We start from the raw sequence: 22,741 nt of genomic DNA on the forward strand, positions 1-22,741 counted from the left end.
CTCCCTCCCCCCCCCCCCCCCCCCCCACCCCACCCCCCCCCGCGCGCCCCCCCCCCCCCCCCCCCCCCCCCCCCCCCCCCCCCGCCCCCCTCGTCGTGGTGCCCGCGCTCAGCTCAGGGTGAAGTCGTCCGCGTCGACAGCGGACTGGCCGTACCAGCCGTGCACGTAGACGGTGACCGCCCCGCTGCTGCCGGTGGTGAAGCTGACCGTGAGCTGGTTCCAGCTGCTGCTGTTGGACCAGGTGCTCGCGGTGGCGCCGCCGCTGACCCCGATGTAGGCGTACGGGCCCTGCACCCAGGCGGTCAGGGTGTAGGTGTGGTTGGCGGACAGGGTCACGCTCTGGTCGCACTCGCCGGTGCTGTTGGAGCTCGGCGTGACCTGCAGGCTGTGGCTGCCGCTGTGGACCGGGCCGGAGACCACCGCGCTGCCGCCCGTGCAGGTCCAGGGGCTCAGACTGCCGGATTCGAAGCCGGCGTTGGTCAGAGAGCCGCCGCCACCGCCCCCGCCGCTGCCGGAGGTGGTGACCGTGAGCGAGTAGGTCGCGCTGTGGCTGCCGCTCGCGGCCGTGCCGGTGACGGTGATCGGGTAGGTGCCCGCGGCCACCGACGAGCCGACCGTCGCCGTCAGCGTCGAACTGCCGCCGGACGTCACGGAGGCGGGGCTGAAGGAGACGCTGACGCCGGACGGCGCGCCGGAGGCGGAGAGGCTGACGGACTCGGCGCTGCCGGAGGTGACGGCCGTGCCGACGGTCGCGGTCGCCGAACCGCCCTGGGCGACCGAGGCCGAACCCGGCGACAGGGACAGCGAGAAGTCGGTGGTGGTGCCTCCGCCGCCACCGCCGGTGCTGCCCTCGTAGGGCACGAACGCGTCGGTGAAGGCGAGCGTGTTCTGACTGATCTCGCTGCACGTGGAGAGCGAGTTGGCGCTGCCGCTGCACGGCTGGTCCCGGTTGGCCGACCAGAACGACAGCCGGCCGACGCCGTTCTGCGCGGCGAAGGCCTCCACCGTCTGGGCGTCCGCGAGTGTGAAGGTGGAGCCGTCGTCGTTCTTGCCGATCATCGGGGTGATGCCGAGGTTGGCGTAGGTGTACCCGGAGTCGACGGACTGCATCTGCGCGAGCGTGGCCTTGGCCGCGGAGACCGCGCCCTGACCCATCTCGGTGCCGGTGCCCGCGTAGTAGTCCATAGCCATGATGTTGACCACGTCGATCTTGATGCCCGCGGTCTTCGCGGCCTTGAGGATGTTGACGCCGTCGCCGGTCAGTCCGCTCGTCAGCACCGGCAGGGTCATGGAGAACTTCAGGTTCGGGTTGGACGCCTTGAGGTCCTTCATCGCCTGCATCTGGCGGGCCGCGGCGGCGGTGTCCGCGATGGCGGCGCCCTCGACGTCGAAGTCGAGCTGGGTGACGCCGTAGTCGTTGATGATGGCCTGGTACCCGGCGTCGATGCTGCTCTGGGTCGAGCACGTCCAGGCGAGCGGCTCACCGCTCGCCCCGCCGGAGGAGATGATGACGGAGGCGCCCTCGGACTTCGCCCTGGCGATCTCGGGGTCGGTGTAGGAGTCGTTGCCTATCGGGAGCGTGTCGCCCCAGATCTGGTTGCAGCCCTCGCCGAGGACGAAAGCCGCCGTGTAGGCCTTGAGCCCGTGTCCCGTGATGGCGGTGTCGAGCAGTCCTTCCTGACCGTTCGACATGTCGACGTAGGGAGCCACGGAGTAGACGCTGCTCCCCGCGGCGCTGCCGGCCGGGGCCAGCGCGACGGTGACGCCGGTCGTCGCGAGTGCGAGCGCACAGGCGGAGGCCGCAAATCTTGCCAGGTGCATGACAGTGGCCCTTTCGGGATGCCCATCGAGGGCGGGGTGGTGGGGGGTGGGCCGAGATTTGGTACATACCAAACCGCCGCCGGGGCCCGTCAGTCAAGAGGACTAGACCAACTCCATACCATTCGCGAGCGGTATCGCCCGGCTCCGCCTCCGCGCGCCGCCCCTCGAACCGGGGGTGTCTCCCGCGTCCGGCGGACGGGCCGGTCCCGGCCGGGCGGCCACGAGGCGACGGTCGAAGAGCAGGCGGCCGTGCGGGACTTGAAGGATCGGGACGGCCGGTCGAAAACGGGGTGCCGCGCCCCGCGCACCCTGCCTACACTCATCCTCTGTCACGCACCGTAGCCGCGACCCGCGGCCGCGATGTTCTGCCGTGACGAGTCCGGACGAACGAGGGGAGAGGGCCATGCGGGACCGCACCGCCGCCGCCCGCTCCCTTTCCCGGTACGACGTGATCCTGGTGTCCCCGTCCCTCCGGTGCCCGCCGCGCGGCCGGCACCGGACTCCGTGACGAGCGACCGCGTCAGTCAACCACCTCCACAGACGCGTCTTCTGACAGACCGTCATTTGTGACCGGTGGACTTCGCCGCACGGGAAATCGCGCTGCCCATTCCGGCAACCGTCATCCGAGAGGCACCGGGCCATGCGCACCGAACTCCGCACGAACTTTGTCAACCCCCTTGCCGCCGTCCGCAACCTGGGCATCCTTGCCCACGTCGACGCCGGCAAGACCACCGTCACCGAACGCATCCTCTTCGCCACCGGCACCATCCACAGACGCGGCGAGGTCCACGACGGCACCACCGTCACCGACTTCGACCCCCAGGAACGCGACCGCGGCATCACCATCTTCGCCGCGGCCGTCAGCTGCGCCTGGGGCGGCCACCGCGTCAACCTCATCGACACCCCCGGCCACGTCGACTTCGCCGACGAGGTCGAACGCTCCCTGCGCGTCCTCGACGGCGCGATCGCCGTGTTCGACGCGGTCGCCGGCGTCGAGCCGCAGAGCGAGTCGGTGTGGCGGCAGGCCGACCGGCACGGCGTCCCCAGGATCGCCTTCGTCAACAAGCTGGACCGCGCGGGCGCCGACCTCGACCGGGCCGTCGAGGCGATCCGCACCCGTCTGCACCCGGCCCCGCTCGTCGTCCAGCTGCCCATCGGGACGGAGGACGGCTTCACCGGCGTCGTCGACCTCGTGCGCATGCGCGCGCTGGTCTGGGCGGACGACGGCGGTACGGCGACGGAGGGCCCCGTTCCGCGGGACCTGCGGGAGGCGGCGGACCGGCGAAGGCACGCGCTGGAGGAGGCGGTGGCCGCGCTGCACCCGGGCGCGCTGGACGAGTTCTGCGCGCCGCCCGGCCGGCTGTCCGACACCACCCTGGCCGGTGCCCTGCGCGACCTCACCCTGAGCGGCGAGGGCGTCGTGGTGCTGTGCGGCTCGGCCTACCGCAACCGCGGCATCGAACCGCTCCTGGACGCGGCCGTGGCCTACCTGCCCGCGCCGTCCGACGTCCCCGCCGTGTGCGGTACCCACCAGGGCACCGAGCAGCGGCGGGCCGCCGACCCCGGGGGGCCGTTCGCGGCGCTCGCGTTCAAGGTGACCGCGACCGCCACCGGACGCCTGACCCATGTCCGGGTCTACTCCGGCACGATCGAGAAGGGAGACACCGTGTGGGACCCGGCGACGCGCCGCACCGAGCGCGTGGCGCGCATCCTCCGCGTCATGGCCGACCGGCACGAACCCCTCGACCGGGCGGTGGCCGGTGACATCGTCGCCGTCGTCGGGCTGCGGTCGGCCCGCCCTGGCGCCACGCTGTGCGCTCCGGACGCCCCGCTGCTGCTGGAACCGCCGGCCGCCGCGGAACCGGTGGTCTCGGTCGCCGTCGAGGCCCGCCGCCGTACCGACACCGGCCGGCTGGCGCAGGCGCTGGCCCGGCTGGCCGAGGCGGACCCCTCCCTGGTGGTGCGCACCGACGCCGAGACCGGGCAGACCGTGCTGTCCGGGATGGGCGAACTGCACCTGGAGGTCGCGGTGGAGAAGGTCCGCCGGGACGGCGGCCCCGAGGTGACGGTGGGCCGGCCGCGGGTCGCCCTGCGGGAGACCGTGGTGCGCGGGGTGACCGGTTTCGTCCACCGGCACGTCCACCAGACCGGCGGGGCGGGCCAGTTCGCGCACGTCGTCCTGGACGTCGAAGCCCTCGGGCACGAAGGCGGGTACGGGGCGGGCTTCGAGTTCCGGTCCACGGTCACCGGCGGCCGGGTGCCGCAGGAGTACGTCCGCGCGGTCGAGGCCGGCTGCCGGGAGGCCCTCGCCGAGGGGCCGATCGGCGGGCATCCGGTCACCGGGCTGCGGGTCACCCTGACCGACGGCTCGACGCACGTGAAGGACTCCTCCGACACGGCGTTCCGCGCGGCGGGGCGGCTCGGCCTCCGGGAGGCCCTGCGGGCCTGCGCGATGACACTCCTGGAGCCGGTCGCCGAGGTCACGGTCACCGTCCCCGAGGACGCGGTGGGCGGCGTCCTCGGGGACCTGGCCGCCCGGCGCGGCCGGGTCACCGGTTCCACGGCGCGGGGCGGCGCTGCGGTGCTCACCGCCACCGTGCCGCTGGCCGAACTCTTCGGCTACGCGACCCGGCTGCGCGGCCGCACCCAGGGCCGCGGCACCTTCACCGCCCGCCCGTCGGGCCACGCACCGGCCCCGCCGGCCCGGTGACACCGGGCGGGGACCGGGGAAGAACTCCCCGGCCCCCGCCCCGAGTGTCGTGCTCAGCCCCCCGCCCCGGGTGTCGTGCTCCGCCCCCCCGCTCCCTGCGTCGTGCTGTGGCCCTCCGCCCCGGTGTCGTGCTACGCCCCCGGCCCCCGGCCCCCGGCCCACCGTCCCCTGCGCCGTGCTCCGCACCCCGCCTCCGCCCACCCGCAACCGCCGTCGAAACACAACCGTTGTGGAACGGCGTCCGGCCGCTCTCCGCGCAGGTCATCCGGCTTCGGCCCAGGTCACGCCGCCGGGGGTGGGCGTAGCATCGCTCCGGAACCGGCTGTTCCCCGGCCCGCCTGCGCAGATGCCCGTGCCGGATGCCTTGACGAGCCAGCCTTCGGGGGATTAACTCACGTCCTAAATTAAGCCATGAGGGGCTTCGGAAGCCGAACGTCGGTCCAGGCGTCCGCACGCGCGGGCGGCGGCCGCCGCGAAGCCCTCTCGGGGTTCTCGTCTCCCGGAAAGGCACAGCTGGAGCCATGCGCAGCATCCGAGCCGCGGCCGTAGGCGCCGTCACCATGTCTCTCGCCCTCGCGGCCACGGCCTGCGGTGGCGGTTCGTCCACCGGCGGCGGGTCCAACGACTCCCCGAAGACGCTCACCTACTGGGCCTCCAACCAGGGTGCCAGCATCGAGGTCGACAAGAAGGTGCTCCAGCCGGAACTCGACAAGTTCCAGAAGCAGACCGGTATCAAGGTCAAGCTGGAGGTCGTGCCCTGGTCGGACCTGCTCAACCGGATCCTGACCGCGACCACCTCGGGCCAGGGCCCCGACGTGCTGAACATCGGCAACACGTGGAGCGCCTCGCTGCAGGCGACCGGCGCGCTGCTGCCCTGGGACGCCAAGAACTTCGCCAAGATCGGCGGCAAGGACCGCTTCGTCGACTCCGCGCTCGGCTCCACGGGCGCCGAGGGCAAGGACCCGGCGGCCGTACCGCTGTACTCGATGGCGTACGCGCTCTACTACAACAAGAAGATCTTCGCCGACGCGGGCATCGCCAAGCCCCCGGCCACCTGGGACGAGCTGGTCGCCGACGGCAAGAAGATATCGGCGAAGGGCAAGTCGGTCCTCGGCGCCGAGGGCGGCAACGTCTCGGAGAACATCCACCACGTCTTCGTCTTCGCCAAGCAGCACGGCGCCGACTTCTTCACCTCCGACGGCAAGCCCAACTTCACCGACGACAACGTCGTGGCCGCGGTCAAGCAGTACGTCGACCTGATGGCCAAGGACAAGGTCATCCCGACCGGCGACGCCGAGTACGCGCAGAACCAGTCGGTCAGCGACTTCGCCAAGGGCAAGCAGGCCATGCTGCTGTGGCAGTCGGCGTCCTCCAACCTCAAGTCGCAGGGCATGAGCGACAGCGACTACGGCATCGCCCCGGTGCCCGTGCAGTCCGGCACCCCCGGTACCGGAACCCAGGTCAACTCGATGGTCGCCGGCATCAACCTGGCGGTCTTCAAGAACACCAAGAACCTCGACGGCGCCACCAAGTTCGTGAAGTTCATGACCAGCGACGACGAGCAGAAGATCCTCAACACCGCCTACAGCTCCATCCCGCCGGTCAAGACGGCGCAGGAGGACGCGGCCTTCAACACCCCGGCCAACTCCGTCCTGAAGAACACCCTCGCCACCAGCGCCGCGGCGCTGCCCCAGGTGGCGGCGGAGTCGCAGTTCGAGACCACCGTCGGTACGGCCGTGAAGAACCTGTTCGCCGACGCCGCCGCCGGCCGCGCCATCACCACCGACACCGTCAAGGCCGAGCTGGAGAAGGCCCAGCAGCAGATGCCGGCGGCCTGAGCACCATGACGACCACCACCACCGCTGTGCAAGAACCGGCGCGGGTGAACTCCCCCGGGGCGGCGGGCGGCTCGGGCCGCCGCCCCGGGCGGATCCGCCGCATCGGACTGCCCTACCTGCTGCTCCTGCCCGCCCTGCTCCTCGAACTCCTCGTCCATCTCGTCCCGATGGTCATCGGCGTCGTGATGAGCTTCAAGGAGCTCACCCAGTTCTACATCCGCGACTGGACCACCGCCCCCTGGGCCGGATTCGACAACTACAAGCTGTCGGTCGAGTTCAACGCCCCCATCGGCAAGGCCCTGCTGCACTCGTTCTTCGTCACCGTCGCCTTCACCCTGCTCTCCGTCGGTCTGTGCTGGCTGATCGGCACCGCGGCCGCGGTGTTCATGCAGGACACCTTCAGGGGCCGCGGCCTGCTGCGCGCCCTGTTCCTGGTGCCGTACGCGCTGCCCGTCTACGCGGCCGTCATCACGTGGGTGTTCATGTTCCAGCACGACAACGGCCTGGTGAACCACGTGCTGCACGACCAGCTGCACCTCACCGACAAGCCGTCCTTCTGGCTGATCGGCGACAACAGCTTCTACGCCCTGCTGATCGTGTCGGTGTGGAAGGGCTGGCCGTTCGCCTTCCTGATCGTGATGGCCGGCCTCCAGAACATCCCCCGGGAGCTGTACGAGGCGGCCGCCCTGGACGGCGCCGGCATGTGGCAGCAGATCCGCCGGATCACCCTGCCGTCGCTGCGCCCGGTCAATCAGGTGCTGATCCTGGTCCTGTTCCTGTGGACGTTCAACGACTTCAACACCCCGTACGTGCTGTTCGGGAAGTCCGCACCGGAGGCCGCCGACCTCATCTCGGTCCACATCTACCAGGCCTCCTTCGTCACCTGGAACTTCGGCACCGGCTCGGCCATGTCCGTGCTCCTGCTGCTCTTCCTGCTGGTGGTGACCGGCGTGTACCTGGTGTTCACCTCGCGCGGACGGAGGACCTCGGATGTCTAGCCCCAGCTCGCCCATGGCCCCGCCGCGGTCCTTCCTCTGGTCCCGGCGGATCTTCCTCACGCTGCTCACCGGCTTCGTGCTGGTCCCCGTGTACGTGATGATCTCCAGCTCGCTCAAGCCCCTCTCGGACGTCACCGGAAAGTTCCGCTGGCTGCCGAGCGGCCTGACGATCCGCCCGTACATCGACATCTGGTCGACGATCCCGCTCGCCCGGTACTTCGTGAACTCGCTGATCGTGTCGGTCGCGGCCACCGTCTGCTCGGTCGTCGTCGCGGTGTTCGCCGCCTACGCGGTGAGCCGCTACGAGTTCCGTGGCAAGCGCGTCTTCACGGTCACCGTGCTGTCCACGCAGATGTTCCCGGGCATCCTCTTTCTGCTGCCCCTGTTCCTCCTGTACGTCAACATCGGCAACGCCACCGGCATCGCCCTGTTCGGCTCCCGCGGCGGCCTGATCCTCACCTACCTGACGTTCTCGCTGCCGTTCTCGATCTGGATGCTGATCGGGTACTTCGACTCGGTGCCGCGGGACCTGGACGAGGCGGCGCTGGTGGACGGCTGCGGGCCGCTCGGCGCGCTGCTGCGGATCGTCGTGCCCGCCGCGATCCCCGGCATCGTCGCGGTCGCCGTCTACGCCTTCATGACCGCCTGGGGCGAGGTGCTGTTCGCGTCGGTGATGACCAACGACACCACCCGCACCCTGGCCGTCGGCCTCCAGGGTTACTCCACGCTCAACAACGTGTACTGGAACCAGATCATGGCCGCCTCGCTCGTGGTCAGCGTTCCCGTCGTGGCCGGCTTCCTGCTCCTCCAGCGCTACCTCGTCGCCGGGCTGACCGCCGGCGCCGTCAAGTGAACCCGCTTCGCAACGAAGCCAGTTCCGAAGGGAATTTCGTGACCATCGACCTCGCCGCCCTCCCGCACGACTTCCTGTGGGGCACGGCAACCGCGGCGTACCAGATCGAGGGAGCCGTCGCCGAGGACGGCCGTGCACCCTCCATCTGGGACACCTTCTCGCACACCCCGGGGAAGATCGCAGGCGACGACAACGGCGACGTCGCGTGCGACCACTACCACCGCTGGCGCGAGGACATCGACCTGATGCGGCAACTGGGCGCCAACGCCTACCGGCTGTCGGTCGCCTGGCCGCGCGTGCGGCCCGGCGGGGACGGCCCGGTCAACGCCAAGGGGCTCGACTTCTACGACGAGCTGATCGACGCCCTGCTGGCGGCCGGCATCACCCCGTCGGTCACCCTCTACCACTGGGACCTGCCGCAGGCCCTCCAGGACCGGGGCGGCTGGCCCGAGCGGGCGACCGCCGAGCACTTCGCCGCGTACGCCTCCGTGGTCGCGGAGCGCCTCGGTGACCGGGTCAAGCACTGGACCACCCTCAACGAACCGTCCTGCTCCGCCTGGATCGGCCACCTGGAGGGCAAGATGGCCCCCGGCTGGACCGACCTCACGGCCGCCGTCCGGGCTTCCTACCACCTGCTCCTCGGCCACGGCCTGGCCGCCCAGGCGATCCGCGCCGCCGCGCCCGGCGCCGAGGTCGGCATCGTCAACAACCTCTCCACCGTGTTCGCCGCCTCGGACCGTCCCGAGGACGCGGACGCCGTCCGCCGCCACGACGGGCACGTCAACCGCTGGTGGCTGGACCCGGTGCACGGCCGCGGCTTCCCTGCCGACATGGTCGAGACCTACGGCGTCGAACTCCCCGAGCGCGCCGGCGACCTGGAGACCATCGCCACCCCGCTCGACTGGCTGGGCCTGAACTACTACTTCCCGGCCTACATCGAGAACGACCCGAGCGGTCCCGCGCCCTACGCCCGTTCGGTCCACCGCCCCGGCGTCCCGCGCACCGGCATGGACTGGGAGATCGACGCGAGCGGCATCGAGACGCTGCTGCTGCGCCTCACCGAGGAGTACGGCGCCCGCAAGATCTACGTCACCGAGAACGGCTCCGCCTACCCGGACGTGGTCCGCCCCGACGGCACCATCGACGACCCCGAGCGCCAGGAGTACCTGGTCAGCCACCTCGCGGCGTGCGCCTCGGCGGCCCGCAAGGGGGCCCCGCTGGCGGGTTACTTCGCCTGGTCGCTGCTGGACAACTTCGAGTGGGCGTACGGCTACGACAAGCGGTTCGGCCTGGTCCACGTCGACTACCGCACCCAGGTCCGCACGATCAAGGGCAGCGGCCACCGGTACGCGGACATCATCCGCGACCACCGGGGACAGGCCCGCCGGGCGGCCTGACACACGCCGCGGTGGGCGCGGACCAGGGGAGTACCGCGCCCACCGCACCGACGACCTCATGCGAACGAGCACCAACAGGCACCGGCACAGAGCTCGATCTGTCATGCCCACAACACCACCGCTCGGGAGGACCCGCATGCCGTCCCGCATTCCCCGCTCCCTCCTCGCCGCCCTCGCGGCGGCCGCCCTGCTGACCTCCGGCACCGTCCTGGCCGCCCCGGCGTCCTCGGCCGCCACCGCCGCGACCTGGGACACCGACCGCGCGAACACCGCGTACGCGGCCGACCCGAACGCCGTCACCGCCTCCGGCTACGAGAACGCGGGCACCATCCCGGCCATGGCCTTCGACGGCAACGGCGCGACCCGCTGGTCCAGCAACTTCGCCGACACCGCGTGGATCGAGATCGACCTCGGCACCACGATCCGCATCGACAGCGTGGTCCTCGACTGGGAGGCCGCGTACGGCAAGAGGTACGTCCTGGAGGCCTCGAAGAACGGCACGGACTGGACGCCCTTCTACACCGAGACCGCGGGCACCGGCGGCTCGGTCACCGCGCACACCTACCCGCAGGAGGTCACCGGCCGCTACGTCCGGATGCGCGGCATCGAGCGCGCCACCCCCTACGGCTACTCGCTCTGGAACTTCAAGGTCTACGGCGGCGCACCGGCCCCCGCCTCCCCGACCCTCACCAACCTCGCCCTGAACCACCCGGCGTACTCCAACTACTACCAGAACGCGGGCACCTCACCGGCGTTCGTCACCGACGGCGGCTGGCCGGCGGACCTCAAGGGCGACTCCACCCGCTGGTCGAGCGACTGGAACGCCGACCGCTGGATCTCGGTCGACCTCGGCGCCACCTCCACGATCTCCTCCGTGGACCTCTACTGGGAGTCGGCGTACGCCGTCGACTACCTGCTCCAGGTCTCCGACGACAACGTCAACTGGCGCACGGTGTACGAGCCGTCGGCCGCCGACATATCCGCCCGCCGCGCCGGCGTCGTGTCCCCCTCGGACGCCTCCGGCCTGCACGACAAGGTCACCCTCTCCTCCCCGACGACCGGCCGCTACGTCCGCATGCTCGGCAAGGAGCGCCGCAGCTTCTACAACCCGGCCCCCGCCACCGCCCAGTTCGGCTACTCCCTCTACGAGTTCCAGGTCTGGGGCACCGGCGGCAGCGCCTCGGCCGCCTACCCCGCTCTGCCCGCCGACCAGTCCGGCACCTACCAGACGACGTTCTTCGACGACTTCACCGGCACCTCGCTCGACCGCTCCAAGTGGCGGGTCGTGCGCACCGGCACCGAGATGGGCTCGGTCAACGGCGAGGCCCAGGCGTACGTCGACTCGCCCGACAACATCAAGACCCAGAACGGTGAGCTGATCCTCAAGGCGAAGTACTGCAGGGGCTGCACCCAGGCGGGCGGCGGCACCTACGACTTCACCTCGGGCCGCATCGACACCAACACCCACTTCGACTTCACCTACGGCAAGGTCAGCGCCCGCATGAAGCTCCCGGTGGGCGACGGCTTCTGGCCCGCCTTCTGGCTGCTCGGCAGCAACGTCGACGACCCGTCCGTCTCCTGGCCGGCCTCCGGCGAGACCGACATCATGGAGAACATCGGCTACCCGACCTGGACCAGCACCGCCCTGCACGGCCCCGGCTACTCCGCCGACGGCAACATCGGCGCCCGCCAGACCTTCCCGGGCGGCGGCACCGTCGACCAGTGGCACACCTACGCGGTCGAGTGGACGCCGACGGCGATGCGCTTCTACGTCGACGACGCCCTGGTCCAGGAGACGACCCGCAACGTCCTGGAGTCGACCCGCGGCCAGTGGGTCTACAACCACAACCAGTACGTCATCCTCAACCTCGCCCTCGGCGGCGCCTACCCCGCCGGCTGGAACCAGGCCACCACCCCCTACTGGGGCCTCCCGCAGTCCAGCGTGGACAGGATCGCGGCCGGGGGAGTGCAGGCGGAGGTGGACTGGGTGCGGGTGGAACAGAAGAAGTAGCCGGCGTTCATGTGCGCTGCCGCCGAACCGTTGTCACGTGCGGCGCGGCGGCAGTCACCGGTTGTGGACATTGTGTGCGCGGGAGAACACCAGGCCCGGGGCACCGGCCTGCCGACGAGCCAACTCGTCACGCAGGACGCGCTGTTATTGGTGCAGACTTATTGACGCTGCTTACCGGCGATGATTCACTCCGTGGCTGAGAGCGCTCTCTTGCGGTTGGGGACCAGCCGCGTCCCGTTTGCCCACCACCTTCAGGGAGAGCCGTGTCCGTGATTCCCTCTCGCCGTGCCGTGCTCCGTGGGGCCGCGGCCGCTGCCGCAGCGGTGCCGCTGGCCGGCGCAACCGCAGGATCCGCCCTCGCGTCGTCCTCCGCCTCCGCCGGGGCGGGCGGCCACGGCGGCGCCGGCCACGGTACGGCCGGTCTGGGGCCGAACGTCCTGGTCTTCGACACGTCGATGGGTGACGCGGCGATCCAGGCGCAGATCGACGCCGTGTTCGCCGTCCAGCAGTCCAACCAGTTCGGCACCGAGCGGTACGCCCTGGCGTTCAAGCCGGGCACGTACAACGTCGAGATCAACGTCGGCTTCTACACCCACGTACTGGGGCTCGGCGCCAGCCCCGAGGACGTCGTCATCAACGGCCATGTCACCGTCGACGCCCAGTGGTTCGGCGGCAACGGCACCCAGGACTTCTGGCGGGCCGCCGAGAACCTGACCATCGTCCCGCCCGACGGGCTGGAGCGCTGGGCCGTCGCCCAGGCAGGCCCGATGCGCCGCGTCCACGTCAAGGGCGACATGATCCTCATGCCGAGCCCGCCCGGCAACGGCTGGTCCAGCGGCGGCTTCCTGGCCGACAGCGTGGTGGACGGCCAGATCAACTCCGGCTCGCAGCAGCAGTGGCTGTCCCGCAACGACACCATCGGCAGCTGGACCGGCGCCAACTGGAACATGGTCTTCGTCGGCGTCCAGGGCGCACCCGCCACGTCCTTCCCGACCCCGCCGTACACGACCGTCGACCGCACCCCGGTGGTCCGGGAGAAGCCGTTCCTGACCGTCGACCGACGCGGGGCCCACCACGTCTTCGTGCCCGCGCTGCGCCGCGACAGCACCGGCACCTCCTGGGCCGCCGGGCCGGCCGCCGGCCACAGCATCCCGCTGACCGAGTTCCACGTCGCCCGGCCGGGAGACTCCGCCGCGAGCATCAACGCGGCGCTCGCCCACGGCAAGCACCTCCTGCTCACCCCGGGCATCTACCCGCTGTCCGCACCGCTGCGGATCTCCCGGCCCGGCACCGTCGTGCTCGGCCTCGGCCTGCCCACCCTCCAGGCCGTCAAGGGCAACTCGCTCATCGAGGTCGCCGACGTCGGTGACGTCTCCGTGGCCGGCGTGATCCTCGAGGCCGCCTCCGCCGATTCCCCCGTGCTGCTGCGCGTGGGCGACGGCCACAGCCGCAGGAACCACGCGCACCGCCCCACCGCGCTCTTCGACGTCTTCCCGCGCATCGGCGGCGCCGTCCCCGGCGGCACCCGGGTCAGCATCCAGATCGACAGCAACGACGTGATCGTCGACCACGTCTGGGCCTGGCGCGCCGACCACGGCCTCGACGGCACGGTCGGCTGGTCGGTCAACCCCGCGGGCGTCGGCTTCCTCGTCAACGGCGACCGGGTCACCACCTACGGCCTGTTCGTCGAGCACCACCAGAACTACGAGGTGCTCTGGAACGGCAACCACGGCCGCACCTACTTCTTCCAGAACGAGCACCCCTACGACGTCCCGACGCAGTCGGCCTGGAGACACGGCAACACCAACGGCTTCGCGGCCTACAAGGTCGGCGACCACGTCACCGAGCACCACGCCTGGGGCCTGGGCAGCTACGCCTACTTCGACCTCAACGCGAACATCTACACCGACCGCGCCTACGAGGTCCCCGACACCCCGGGCGTCGTCTTCACCTCGCTGATGACCGTCTGCCTCAACGGCGCGGGCGGCGGCGGCATCCTGCACTGCGTAAACAACGCCGGCGACCCCGTGGAGAACGGCTTCGGAACCTACAACATGAAGTCGTACTCGAACGGCGTCGGCATGGTCTGACCTGCACCGCAGGCAGCGACGCCCACACGGCGCACTCCGCCCGCACCGTCTTGCCGGGACCGCCGTCGGCACGGGGACTCCAGCCCGGCGGTCGGCCAGGGCCTCGACGAGCAGGAGGCCGCGCCCGCGGTGGCGTGTCCGTGGCGCACGGCGTCGGCGCACCGCTCGGCCGCGACGAGCGTGACGACGTCGTGCGCGTCGCTGCCGCACGGGTCGCCCCAGGCGTCGCCCCCCGCACAGCTGGCCGAGGCCATCGCACAGCAAAATCCGGGTCACGAGTGAACGGGGCGTCCGTGCGCCCCGTACCACCCCACCGTGGGAGGATCGCTCACCATGAGTGCGTCGCCGGCGGTACGGAGCCTGCGTGCCGCGGTGTTCGCCGCGGTGTGCGTGCTGCTGGCTGCCGCCGGGCACGGCCTCGCCATGGGCGACCTGCCGCCGCTGTGGGCCGACGCGGCCGGCTTCATGGTCGTCTTCGCCCTCGGGCGGGCCCTCGCGGGGCGGGAGCGCGGACTGCCGGAGATCGGCGCCGGCATGCTGCTCACCCAGGCCGGTCTGCACTTCGGCTTCGCCGCGGCCCGCGCGGTCACCCCGGCTGCTCCCGCGACCGCCACGACCATGTCCCCCATGAGCATGCACGGTCATGCCATGGCAGGTATGGCCGGCATGGCGGGCATGACCGGTACGGCCGGTGTGCGTGGGACGGTGCAGCAGTATCCGCACGTCCACGTCCTGACCGCGCACGCCACCCTCGCCCACGTCGTCGCCGCGCTCGTCGCCTCCTGGTGGCTGCGGCGCGGCGAGGCCGCGCTGTGGTCGCTGCTGCGGCGGACCGCCGCGCTCGTCCCCGGTCTGGCCGCCTGGTGGCTCGACGCCCCGCTGCCCGCCCCGGCCGGCGGCCCCCGCCTGGCCCCGGCCACCCCGATACGGCCCCGCCCGCTGCTCGCGCTGCGGCACGCGGTGAGCCGGCGCGGGCCCCCGATCTCGATCCCGTACCCGGCCTGAACTCCCAGGACTCCCCAACAGACCTCACTCGTACGGAGATCGACTCAGCCATGTCCAGCACCCGGCTCACCCTCCGCCGCGCCGCCACCGTCACCGCGCTGACCGCCGCGTCGGTCCTGGCCGCCGCCGGTATCGCCGCCGCGCACGTCACCGTCCACCCCGAGAGCTACGCCAAAGGCGCCACCGACGGCGTGCTGACCTTCCGCGTGCCCAACGAGGAGGACACCGCCTCCACCACCAAGGTCCAGGTCTACCTGCCCACCGACCACCCGGTCCTGGGCGTCCTCGTCACCCCGCACGACGGCTGGACCGCCAAGGTGACCACCACCAAGCTCAAGACGCCGGTGAAGACCGACGACGGCACCATCACCGAGGCCGCCTCCGAGATCACCTGGACCGGCGGCAAGATCGGCGCCGGCCAGTTCGAGGACTTCGACGTCGCCTTCGGGCAGCTGCCCGAGGACACCGGCCAGCTGACCTTCAAGACCCTGCAGACCTACTCCGACGGCAAGGTCGTCCGCTGGATCGAGGAGGCGCAGAGCGGCGGCGACGAGCCGGAGAACCCGGCGCCGACGCTCAAGCTCACCGCGGCGGGCGACGACGCCGCGGGCGACGACGCCGCCGCGTCGGCCGCACCGGCCGCCAAGACCGGCGGCACGGCGACCACCACGGCCGCCGACTCCAGCGACTCCACCGCCCGCGGCCTCGGCATCGCGGGCCTGATCGTCGGCGTCCTGGGCCTGGCGGCCGCCGCCTTCGCCGTCGTACGGACGCGGGGCGCCAAGTCGTAGGCGGACGCCGCAGGCAGACGGAGAAGGGGCCCGGACCGGTGAACGGTCCGGGCCCCTTCCGCGTGCTCGGTTCAGCGCACCGCCAGTTCCAGGAGCTCCAGCTCCTCGGCGGAGTCCGGCACCCGCTCCGCCGCGGCCGCGGCCGCCGCCCGGGCGGCCGGCCGCGCGTGGCGCCACAGCCACCGCACGTCCCGGCCGAAGGACCACACCAGGGAGCCGAGCGCCAGCAGCACCACGCCCAGGTCGGCCAGGTACGGCAGCAGGTCCGCGCCGGCCAGGAGCAGGCAGATGCCCTGCATCGCGGCGACCGTCTTGCGGGCCATGGAGTGCGGCAGCGGGGCGTTCAGCCAGGGCGCGACCTTCGCGGCCGCGACGAACGCGTAGCGCATCCCGCCGATCAGCAGGACCCAGGGCCCGAGCCGCGTGGACACGTACACGCTCAGCACCAGGATCAGGAACGCGTCGACCTCCATGTCGAAGCGGGCGCCCAGCGCGGTCGACGTACCCGTCTTCCGGGCCACCTTGCCGTCCACGCCGTCGAGGATCAGGGCCACGGCCGTCAGGCCGACCAGCAGGGTGACCGGAGGGGAGCTCTCGAAGGAGTCGGCGACCAGGGCCGTCACGCCGCCGACCAGGATCGCGCGGCCGAGGGTCACCCGGTTGGCGGGGCCGAAGGAGCGAGGCCGGGTGCGGTGCAGGGCCCGGGAGAGCACCGCCCAGGTGGCTATCGCGAACGCGAGACCCACAAGCCAGCCGGCCGGCCCCATGCCGATCGCCGTCCCGAGCAGGGCGAGCAACAGGACCTGCACGCCCGCTCCCACAGCGGTCTCCTGCTGGACCAGCCTGGCTTCGTAAGTGTTGTTCAGGGCCACCGCACGTCCTCCGGCCGAGTGACAGAGTCGATCAACGCCGCGTACTGTGCGCGGCCTGTGCACTTCTCGCTGTGCACAACTCCGTACGTGAACCACTTCCCGATCGTTCAGGAGGATGCCGATGAACTCCTCGGCCCGCGCGTTCTGGCTCCGCTCCCCGGGCCACGGAGAGCTGCGTGACGTCGCCCTCGCGGAGCCCGGCGAGGGCGAGGTGCTGGTGCGCGCGCTGTACTCGGGGGTCAGCCGGGGCACGGAGACACTGGTGTTCCGCGGCGGAGTACCCGAGAGCCAGCACGACGTGATGCGGGCGCCGTTCCAGGAGGGCGACTTCCCCGGTCCGGTGAAGTACGGCTACCTCAGCGTCGGCGTCGTCGAGCAGGGCCCCGAGGACCTGATCGGGCGTACGGTCTTCTGTCTGTATCCGCATCAGACGCGTTACGTCGTTCCGGTGAGCGCGGTGACGGTGGTACCGGAGCGGGTACCCCCGGCACGTGCGGTACTCGCGGGCACGGTCGAGACCGCCGTGAACGCCCTCTGGGACGCGGCGCCGCTGCTCGGCGACCGGATCGCGGTCATCGGCGGCGGCATGGTCGGCTGCTCGGTCGCCGCCCTGCTCGCCCGCTTCCCCGGCGTCCGGCTCCAGCTGGTCGACGCCGACCCGGACCGGGCCAGGACCGCCGGGGCCCTCGGCGTGGACTTCGCGGCCCCCGAGGACGCCCTCGGGGAGTGCGACCTGGTCGTGCATGCCAGCGCCACCGAGCAGGGCCTCACCCGCGCCCTGGAACTCCTCGCGCCGGAGGGCACGGTCCTCGACCTGAGCTGGTACGGCGACCGGCGGATCGCCCTCCCGCTCGGCGAGGCCTTCCACTCCCGGCGGCTCACCGTGCGCAGCAGCCAGGTCGGCACCGTCTCCCCGGCCGCCCGGGCCGGCCGCACCTACGCCGACCGGCTCACCCTGGCCCTGGACCTGCTGGCCGACCCGGCGCTGGACGCCCTCGTCACGGGGGAAAGCGCGTTCGAGGAGTTGCCGGAGGTGCTCCCGAGGCTCGCCTCCGGGGAGCTTCCGGCCCTCTGTCACCGGGTCCGCTACGGCGACAACGGCTGACGGAACGTCCAACAACGCCGGTGCGGGCCGCCAAGAGGTCCTGACCTGAGAAAAGAGTGAGAGTGGACTGAACGCGGGGAAGCCGAGAGCCGTACTAAGGGCATCCCCCGGCAGGGATCAGCCGAGGGACCAGACGCGCCGCACCTGGAGGGTCGTCCGTTGTTCAGCATCACCGTCCGCGATCACATCATGATCGCCCACAGCTTCCGCGGCGAGGTGTTCGGGCCCGCGCAGCGACTGCACGGCGCCACGTTCCTGGTGGACGCCACCTTCCGCCGTGAGCAGCTGGACGACGACAACATCGTCGTCGACATCGGTCTTGCCACCCAGGAACTCGGCGCCGTGGTCAGCGAGCTGAACTACAGAAACCTGGACAACGAGCCCGACTTCGCCGGGATCAACACCTCCACGGAGTTCCTCGCGAAGGTCATCGCCGACCGGCTCGCCGAGCGCATCGAGAAGGGCGCGCTCGGCGAGGGCGCCCGGGGCCTGGCCGGACTGACCGTCACCCTCCACGAGTCGCACGTCGCCTGGGCGAGTTACGAGCGTGCCCTGTGACCGGCATGGCCATCGGCCGCCCGTCGGCCCTCACCTACGTGCCCGCGCAGCGCGCGGGCAGCACCGACAACAAGGCTCCGGCGAGCATCGGGATCCTCCCCATGTCCCTGCGCAACGTGCACTTCGTCATGCCCGGCGGCGTCGACGACCCGGCCAGCCCGAGCGGCGGCAACGCCTACGACCGGCGGGTCTGCCTGGACCTGCCCGGCTTCGGCTGGCAGGTCACCAAGCACGCGGTCGACGGCTCCTGGCCGCGCCCCGGCACCGCCGCCCGCGACGCCCTCGCCCGCACCCTGCGGGAACTGCCCGACGGCACCGTGGTCCTCCTCGACGGCCTGGTCGCCTGCGGGGTACCGGAGATCGTCGTACCCGAGACGGACCGACTGCGGCTCGCCGTCCTCGTGCACCTGCCGCTCGGCGCCGAGACCGGCCTCGACGCGGCCGTCGCCGCCGACCTGGATGCCCGCGAGCGGACGGTGCTGCGCGCCGTACCGGCGGTGATCGCGACCAGCGACTGGGCGGTGCGGCGGCTGGTCTCGCACCACGGCCTGGCACCCGAACGGGTGCACGTGGCCGCACCGGGTGCCGACATCGCCCCGCCGGCCGGCGGCACCGACGGCGTCTCGCACCTGCTGTGCGTCGCCGCCGTCACCCCGCGCAAGGGCCAGCACCGGCTCGTCGAGGCGCTCGCCACCGTCCGGGACCTGCCGTGGACCTGCACCTGCGTCGGCGGTCTCGACACGGCTCCCGAGTACGTGGCCCACCTGCGGTCGCTGATCGCCGAGCAGGGACTGACGGACCGCCTGCACCTCGCGGGCCCGCGCGCCGGCGCCGACCTCGACGCCAGTTACGCCGCCGCCGACCTGATGGTGCTCACCTCGTACGCCGAGACCTACGGCATGGCCGTCACCGAGGCCCTCGCCCGTGGCATCCCGGTGCTCGCGACCGACGTCGGCGGTCTGCCGGAAGCGGTCGGCCGGGCCCCCGACGGCGGGGTACCCGGCATCCTCGTGCCGCCGGAGGACCCCGCCGCGCTCGCCGCCGAACTGCGCGGCTGGTTCGGCGAGGCGGACGTGCGCCGCCGTCTCAAGGCCGCCGCGCGCGGCCGGCGGGCGGCGCTCGACGGCTGGGCGACCACCGCCCGGAGCCTGGCCGGAGTCCTGCTGCGGCTCCCTGACGAACCCCGGAGGGCGGCATGACCAGCGAGACCGCGACCACTGCTCCGGCCGGCGCGATACCCGCGCAGCCGGGACCGACGGATGTTACGGATGCAGGAGTGGGACGAGAACACGAACAGGCGCCCTCCGAGGTGATACCCGGGGCCGGTCCCGTCGTCCGTCCGGGCGAGCGGGCCACCGTACGGCTGCGCGAGACCGGGCCCGAGGAGCCGCCGCGGTACGCGCCCGAGTGGCTGGAGCTGCGGGAGAGCGCGGACGCGGCCGCCCGGGCGAACGACCTGCTGGACCCGCTGCGGATCCGGCTGGCGAACCTGCCAGGCAAGGCCGGCGGGATCGTCGTGCACGATCTGGGCTGCGGCACCGGCTCGATGGGCCGCTGGCTCGCCCCCCGCCTGGACGGTTCCCAGCACTGGATCCTGCACGACCGCGACCCCTACCTGCTGCACTTCGCCGCCGTCGCCTCGCCCCGCGCGGCCGCCGACGGCAGCCGGGTCACGGTGGAGACCCGGCGCGGCGACGTCGCCCGGCTCACCCCCGACGCGCTGGCCGGCGCCTCCCTGGTGACCGCGTCCGCCCTCCTCGACGTCCTCACCCGGGAGGAGATGGACACCCTCGCCGAGGCCTGCACCGGGGTCGGCTGCCCCGCGCTGCTCACCCTCTCGGTCGCCGGCCGGGTCGAACTGACCCCCGCCCACCCCCTGGACGCCGAGCTCACCGACGCCTTCAACGCCCACCAGCGGCGCGGCGGCCTGCTCGGCCCGGACGCCGTCACCGCCGCCTGCGAGGCGTTCTCCGACCGGGGCGCCACCGTGAAGCTGCACCCCAGCGCGTGGCGGCTCGGCCCCGGCCAGAAGGCGCTCACCGAGCAGTGGCTGCGCGGCTGGGTCGGCGCCGCCGTCGAGGAACGCCCCGAGCTGGCCGAGCGCGCCGACGCCTACCTGGCCGAGCGGCTCGCCGCCAACGCGGCCGGCGAACTGCGGGTCGTCGTGCACCACAGTGACCTGCTCGCGCTCGCCCGGCCGACCGGAGGCACCTCATGAGCACGCCGACCCTGGTCCGGGAGACCGCGCCCCTCGCCCCGCTCGCCGTGCCCCGGCGCCTCAACCTCCGTGCCGTCCGCACCCACCTGGGCACCGTCGCCGGAGCCGCCATCATCGCCGTGCTGCTGTGGCGGCTCGGCACCGGAGTCTTCCTCGACGGACTGCGCCGGATCGATTCCCCGACCCTGGTGGCCGGCCTGGTGATCGGCGCGATCACGACCGTACTGAGCGCCTGGCGCTGGCAGTTGGTGGCCCGCAGCCTCGGCCTCAGGCTGCCGCTCGGGCCTGCCGTCGGCGACTACTACCGGGCCCTGTTCCTGAACGCGGCCCTGCCCGGCGGAGTCCTCGGTGACGTGCACCGGGCCGTCCGGCACGGCCAGAGCGAGGGCGACATCGGCCGCGGGGTCCGCGCCGTCGTCCTCGAACGCGCCGCCGGGCAGGTGGCGTTGACGGTGTTCGGCTCGGCCGCGCTGCTGATCCTGCCCTCTCCGGTCCGCGAGGAGGTGCGCAGCTTCGCCCCGCTGGCGGCGGCCGGACTGGCCGGCGCGTGCGCGATCGTGCTCGCCGTCCGCATGAACAAGGCCCCGGGCAAGCGCGCCGGTGCCCTGCGCGCCACGCTCGGCGAGGCCCGCCGCGCACTCCTGTCGCGGCGGAACGGGCCCGGCGTCGCTCTCTCCTCGGCGGTCATCCTCGCCGGGCACGTCGGGATGTTCGTGGTGGCCGCGCGGGTCGCAGGTTCGGCCGCGTCCGTGGCGGTCCTGGTCCCGATCTCGGTCCTCGCCCTGGTCGCGATGGGCCTGCCGCTGAACGTCGGCGGCTGGGGCCCCCGGGAGGGCGTCACCGCCTGGGCGTTCGCCGCGGCCGGTCTCGGCGCCGACAGCGGGCTCGCCACCGCCGTGGTCTACGGCGTCCTCAGCTTCGTGGCGGCCCTGCCCGGTCTGCTGGTCCTCGTCGTCCGCTGGTACGCCGGACTGCGCTACTCCCGCCCGGCGGTGAGCAGTTCGAAAAGCGCGCCGAAGGAAGCCGCGAGGCTCGACAGGAGTTCCTTCCCCTTTTCCGGGGACCCCAGGGAAGGGCGGCCGATGACGCCCGACTCGGTATAGGCGGACATTCCCAGGGTGAGGAGATGACGACGGTCGTCAGCGGTGAAATCGGCAGACTCGTAACCAGGGCGGACCAATTCGGGATGAGCATGCAGCAGAATGGAGGTCTCGATTTCTCCGGCATGCATGTCGGAGAGCGCCGAGGTCTCGACCCCCGCCCGCGCGAGCGCCGTCTCCCAGTCCTCCACGGCCGGGTACAGCGCCAGCCGCTCGCCCCGCGCGGACGCCTCCTGCACGACGTTGCCCAGCACGTAGTTGCCGCCGTGGCCGTTGACCACGACCAGCGCCTCGACCCCCGAGCGGCGCAGCGAGCCGGCGATGTCGTTCACCACCGCGTGCAGGGTCACCGCGGAGATGCTGACGGTCCCCGGCCAGGCCGCGTGCTCGTGCGAGCAGGAGACCGTCACCGGAGGCAGCAGGTGCACCGGGTAGGCGGCGGCGATCTCCCGGGCGACGGCACAGGCGACGAGGGTGTCCGTAGCGAGCGGAAGGTAGGGGCCGTGCTGTTCGAAGCTCCCCACGGGAAGGACGGCGACCTGTGTTGAAACGCCCGCCCCCCTGGTCCGTACCTCTTCCGTAGTGTCCGCCGGCAACAAGCCGTATGCCGCCGTACGCGCGCCCGAACCACTCATCTTTTCACGGCCTTTCGTCTCTGCTTAGGAATCAGATCATGACAGAAAACATCGGCGTACTCGGCAAGAAGTCCCCACGGCGTTCGGGCGTGGAACGCGTCGTGAATGCACCGCTGCCCACCGTGTACGGCAAATTCCAGGCGATCGGCTACCTGGACCACGACCGCGGCGACGAGCAAGTCGCCCTGGTCTACGGGGACATCGACAGCGACCGGGTGCTGACCCGGCTGCACTCCGAGTGCCTGACCGGGGACGCGTTCGGCTCCCAGCACTGCGAGTGCGGCGACCAGCTGGCCGCCGCACTGCGTGCGGTCGTCGCCGAAGGCAGCGGCATCGTCGTCTACTTGCGCGGCCACGAGGGCCGCGGCATCGGCCTGCTCGCCAAGCTGCGCGCGATGGCCCTCCAGGCGGAGGGCCTCGACACCGTCGAGGCGAACCTCGCGCTCGGTCTGCCCGTGGACGCCCGCGACTACGGGGTCGCCGCCGGCATCCTGAGCGACCTCGGGGTGCGCTCGGTACGTCTGATGTCCAACAACCCGCGCAAGCGCGAGTCCCTGGTACGGCACGGCATCGAGGTCGCCGAAACGGTCCCGCTGCTGATCGAGCCGTGCGAGAACAACATCACCTACCTGCGGACGAAGCGCGAGCGGCTCGACCACGTGCTGCCCCACCTGGACGCGGTGGCGCACTGGTCCTGAGGTACCGGGCGGCCTCCCCGGGCAGGATCGGGGGAGACCGA

At 71.9% G+C, this 22,741-nt stretch carries 17 protein-coding genes and 1 pseudogene; 15 read left to right on the forward strand and 3 right to left on the reverse strand.

The window, feature by feature from the left end:
• Positions 1-108: 108 nt before the first annotated feature.
• Entirely contained in the window at positions 109-1,821 is a 1,713-nt protein-coding gene (locus ACZ63F_RS30590; protein WP_469715776.1) for a carbohydrate binding domain-containing protein, read from the reverse strand.
• A 640-nt stretch (positions 1,822-2,461) separates the two neighbouring features.
• On the opposite strand from ACZ63F_RS30590, the gene fusA reads away from it, so the two are divergent.
• The 9 genes from fusA (at position 2,462) to ACZ63F_RS30635 (ending at position 15,514) form a co-directional block, all read left to right on the forward strand.
• Positions 2,462-4,531, forward strand: a complete 2,070-nt coding sequence (gene fusA, locus ACZ63F_RS30595; RefSeq protein WP_469715778.1) for an elongation factor G — start codon at positions 2,462-2,464, stop codon at positions 4,529-4,531.
• A gap of 521 nt (positions 4,532-5,052) precedes the next feature.
• Entirely contained in the window at positions 5,053-6,369 is a 1,317-nt protein-coding gene (locus ACZ63F_RS30600; RefSeq protein ID WP_469715780.1) for an ABC transporter substrate-binding protein, read from the forward strand.
• A 5-nt stretch (positions 6,370-6,374) separates the two neighbouring features.
• Complete coding sequence (locus ACZ63F_RS30605) at positions 6,375-7,367, forward strand: carbohydrate ABC transporter permease (protein ID WP_469715783.1); 993 nt, start codon at positions 6,375-6,377, stop codon at positions 7,365-7,367.
• Positions 7,368-7,380: 13 nt separating this feature from the next.
• Entirely contained in the window at positions 7,381-8,220 is an 840-nt protein-coding gene (locus ACZ63F_RS30610) for a carbohydrate ABC transporter permease (RefSeq protein WP_360564661.1), read from the forward strand.
• A gap of 38 nt (positions 8,221-8,258) precedes the next feature.
• Positions 8,259-9,617, forward strand: coding sequence for a GH1 family beta-glucosidase (locus ACZ63F_RS30615; RefSeq protein ID WP_469715785.1), 1,359 nt, complete (start codon positions 8,259-8,261; stop codon positions 9,615-9,617).
• A gap of 136 nt (positions 9,618-9,753) precedes the next feature.
• Entirely contained in the window at positions 9,754-11,628 is a 1,875-nt protein-coding gene (locus ACZ63F_RS30620) for a discoidin domain-containing protein (RefSeq protein ID WP_469715787.1), read from the forward strand.
• Between the two features lie 269 nt (positions 11,629-11,897).
• The gene (locus tag ACZ63F_RS30625; protein WP_469715790.1) at positions 11,898-13,718 is read left to right on the forward strand and encodes an adenylyl cyclase; all 1,821 of its coding nucleotides are present in this window, start codon (positions 11,898-11,900) and stop codon (positions 13,716-13,718) included.
• Positions 13,719-14,051: 333 nt separating this feature from the next.
• On the forward strand, positions 14,052-14,723 hold the full coding sequence (locus ACZ63F_RS30630) for a hypothetical protein (protein ID WP_469715792.1): 672 nt from the start codon (positions 14,052-14,054) through the stop codon (positions 14,721-14,723).
• 50 nt (positions 14,724-14,773) lie between these two features.
• Positions 14,774-15,514, forward strand: a complete 741-nt coding sequence (locus tag ACZ63F_RS30635; RefSeq protein WP_469715794.1) for a YcnI family protein — start codon at positions 14,774-14,776, stop codon at positions 15,512-15,514.
• A gap of 71 nt (positions 15,515-15,585) precedes the next feature.
• Here the strand turns inward: ACZ63F_RS30635 and ACZ63F_RS30640 are convergent, their stop codons facing one another.
• Positions 15,586-16,386, reverse strand: a complete 801-nt coding sequence (locus ACZ63F_RS30640) for a CDP-alcohol phosphatidyltransferase family protein (RefSeq protein ID WP_469715797.1) — start codon at positions 16,384-16,386, stop codon at positions 15,586-15,588.
• 121 nt (positions 16,387-16,507) lie between these two features.
• Between ACZ63F_RS30640 and ACZ63F_RS30645 the strand changes: the two genes are divergently transcribed.
• The 5 genes and pseudogenes from ACZ63F_RS30645 to ACZ63F_RS30665 all read left to right on the forward strand — a co-directional run.
• Positions 16,508-17,491, forward strand: a complete 984-nt coding sequence (locus ACZ63F_RS30645; RefSeq protein ID WP_469715799.1) for a zinc-dependent alcohol dehydrogenase — start codon at positions 16,508-16,510, stop codon at positions 17,489-17,491.
• Positions 17,492-17,650: 159 nt separating this feature from the next.
• Complete coding sequence (locus tag ACZ63F_RS30650; RefSeq protein WP_093497951.1) at positions 17,651-18,049, forward strand: 6-pyruvoyl trahydropterin synthase family protein; 399 nt, start codon at positions 17,651-17,653, stop codon at positions 18,047-18,049.
• A 5-nt stretch (positions 18,050-18,054) separates the two neighbouring features.
• A complete protein-coding gene (locus ACZ63F_RS30655; RefSeq protein ID WP_469716236.1) occupies positions 18,055-19,248 on the forward strand; it encodes a glycosyltransferase family 4 protein in 1,194 nt (397 codons plus the stop codon).
• A complete protein-coding gene (locus ACZ63F_RS30660; protein ID WP_469715802.1) occupies positions 19,245-20,267 on the forward strand; it encodes a methyltransferase domain-containing protein in 1,023 nt (340 codons plus the stop codon). The genes ACZ63F_RS30655 and ACZ63F_RS30660 overlap by 4 nt, the downstream gene beginning before the upstream one ends.
• Positions 20,264-21,142: pseudogene (locus tag ACZ63F_RS30665) on the forward strand (lysylphosphatidylglycerol synthase transmembrane domain-containing protein); the annotation flags it as partial. The gene ACZ63F_RS30660 and the pseudogene ACZ63F_RS30665, both read left to right, overlap by 4 nt.
• Before the next feature lie 101 nt (positions 21,143-21,243).
• On the opposite strand, the gene ACZ63F_RS30670 reads toward ACZ63F_RS30665, so the two are convergent.
• On the reverse strand, positions 21,244-22,002 hold the full coding sequence (locus ACZ63F_RS30670) for a creatininase family protein (RefSeq protein ID WP_469715804.1): 759 nt from the start codon (positions 22,000-22,002) through the stop codon (positions 21,244-21,246).
• A 38-nt stretch (positions 22,003-22,040) separates the two neighbouring features.
• On the opposite strand from ACZ63F_RS30670, the gene ribA reads away from it, so the two are divergent.
• A complete protein-coding gene (ribA, locus tag ACZ63F_RS30675) occupies positions 22,041-22,700 on the forward strand; it encodes a GTP cyclohydrolase II (protein ID WP_352362339.1) in 660 nt (219 codons plus the stop codon).
• Positions 22,701-22,741: the final 41 nt, after the last annotated feature.

It is taken from the genome of Streptomyces sp. NPDC104761, assembly GCF_055583445.1.

Coding starts and splice junctions, on each gene's coding strand:
- ACZ63F_RS30630 (WP_469715792.1), top strand. CDS start 14,052: ATGAGTGCGTCGCCGGCGGTACGGAGCCTGCGTGCCGCGGTGTTCGCC.
- ACZ63F_RS30645 (WP_469715799.1), top strand. CDS start 16,508: ATGAACTCCTCGGCCCGCGCGTTCTGGCTCCGCTCCCCGGGCCACGGA.
- fusA (WP_469715778.1), top strand. CDS start 2,462: ATGCGCACCGAACTCCGCACGAACTTTGTCAACCCCCTTGCCGCCGTC.
- ribA (WP_352362339.1), top strand. CDS start 22,041: ATGACAGAAAACATCGGCGTACTCGGCAAGAAGTCCCCACGGCGTTCG.
- ACZ63F_RS30610 (WP_360564661.1), top strand. CDS start 7,381: ATGGCCCCGCCGCGGTCCTTCCTCTGGTCCCGGCGGATCTTCCTCACG.
- ACZ63F_RS30620 (WP_469715787.1), top strand. CDS start 9,754: ATGCCGTCCCGCATTCCCCGCTCCCTCCTCGCCGCCCTCGCGGCGGCC.
- ACZ63F_RS30590 (WP_469715776.1), bottom strand. CDS start 1,821: ATGCACCTGGCAAGATTTGCGGCCTCCGCCTGTGCGCTCGCACTCGCG.
- ACZ63F_RS30660 (WP_469715802.1), top strand. CDS start 19,245: ATGACCAGCGAGACCGCGACCACTGCTCCGGCCGGCGCGATACCCGCG.
- ACZ63F_RS30635 (WP_469715794.1), top strand. CDS start 14,774: ATGTCCAGCACCCGGCTCACCCTCCGCCGCGCCGCCACCGTCACCGCG.
- ACZ63F_RS30605 (WP_469715783.1), top strand. CDS start 6,375: ATGACGACCACCACCACCGCTGTGCAAGAACCGGCGCGGGTGAACTCC.
- ACZ63F_RS30670 (WP_469715804.1), bottom strand. CDS start 22,002: ATGAGTGGTTCGGGCGCGCGTACGGCGGCATACGGCTTGTTGCCGGCG.
- ACZ63F_RS30655 (WP_469716236.1), top strand. CDS start 18,055: ATGGCCATCGGCCGCCCGTCGGCCCTCACCTACGTGCCCGCGCAGCGC.
- ACZ63F_RS30600 (WP_469715780.1), top strand. CDS start 5,053: ATGCGCAGCATCCGAGCCGCGGCCGTAGGCGCCGTCACCATGTCTCTC.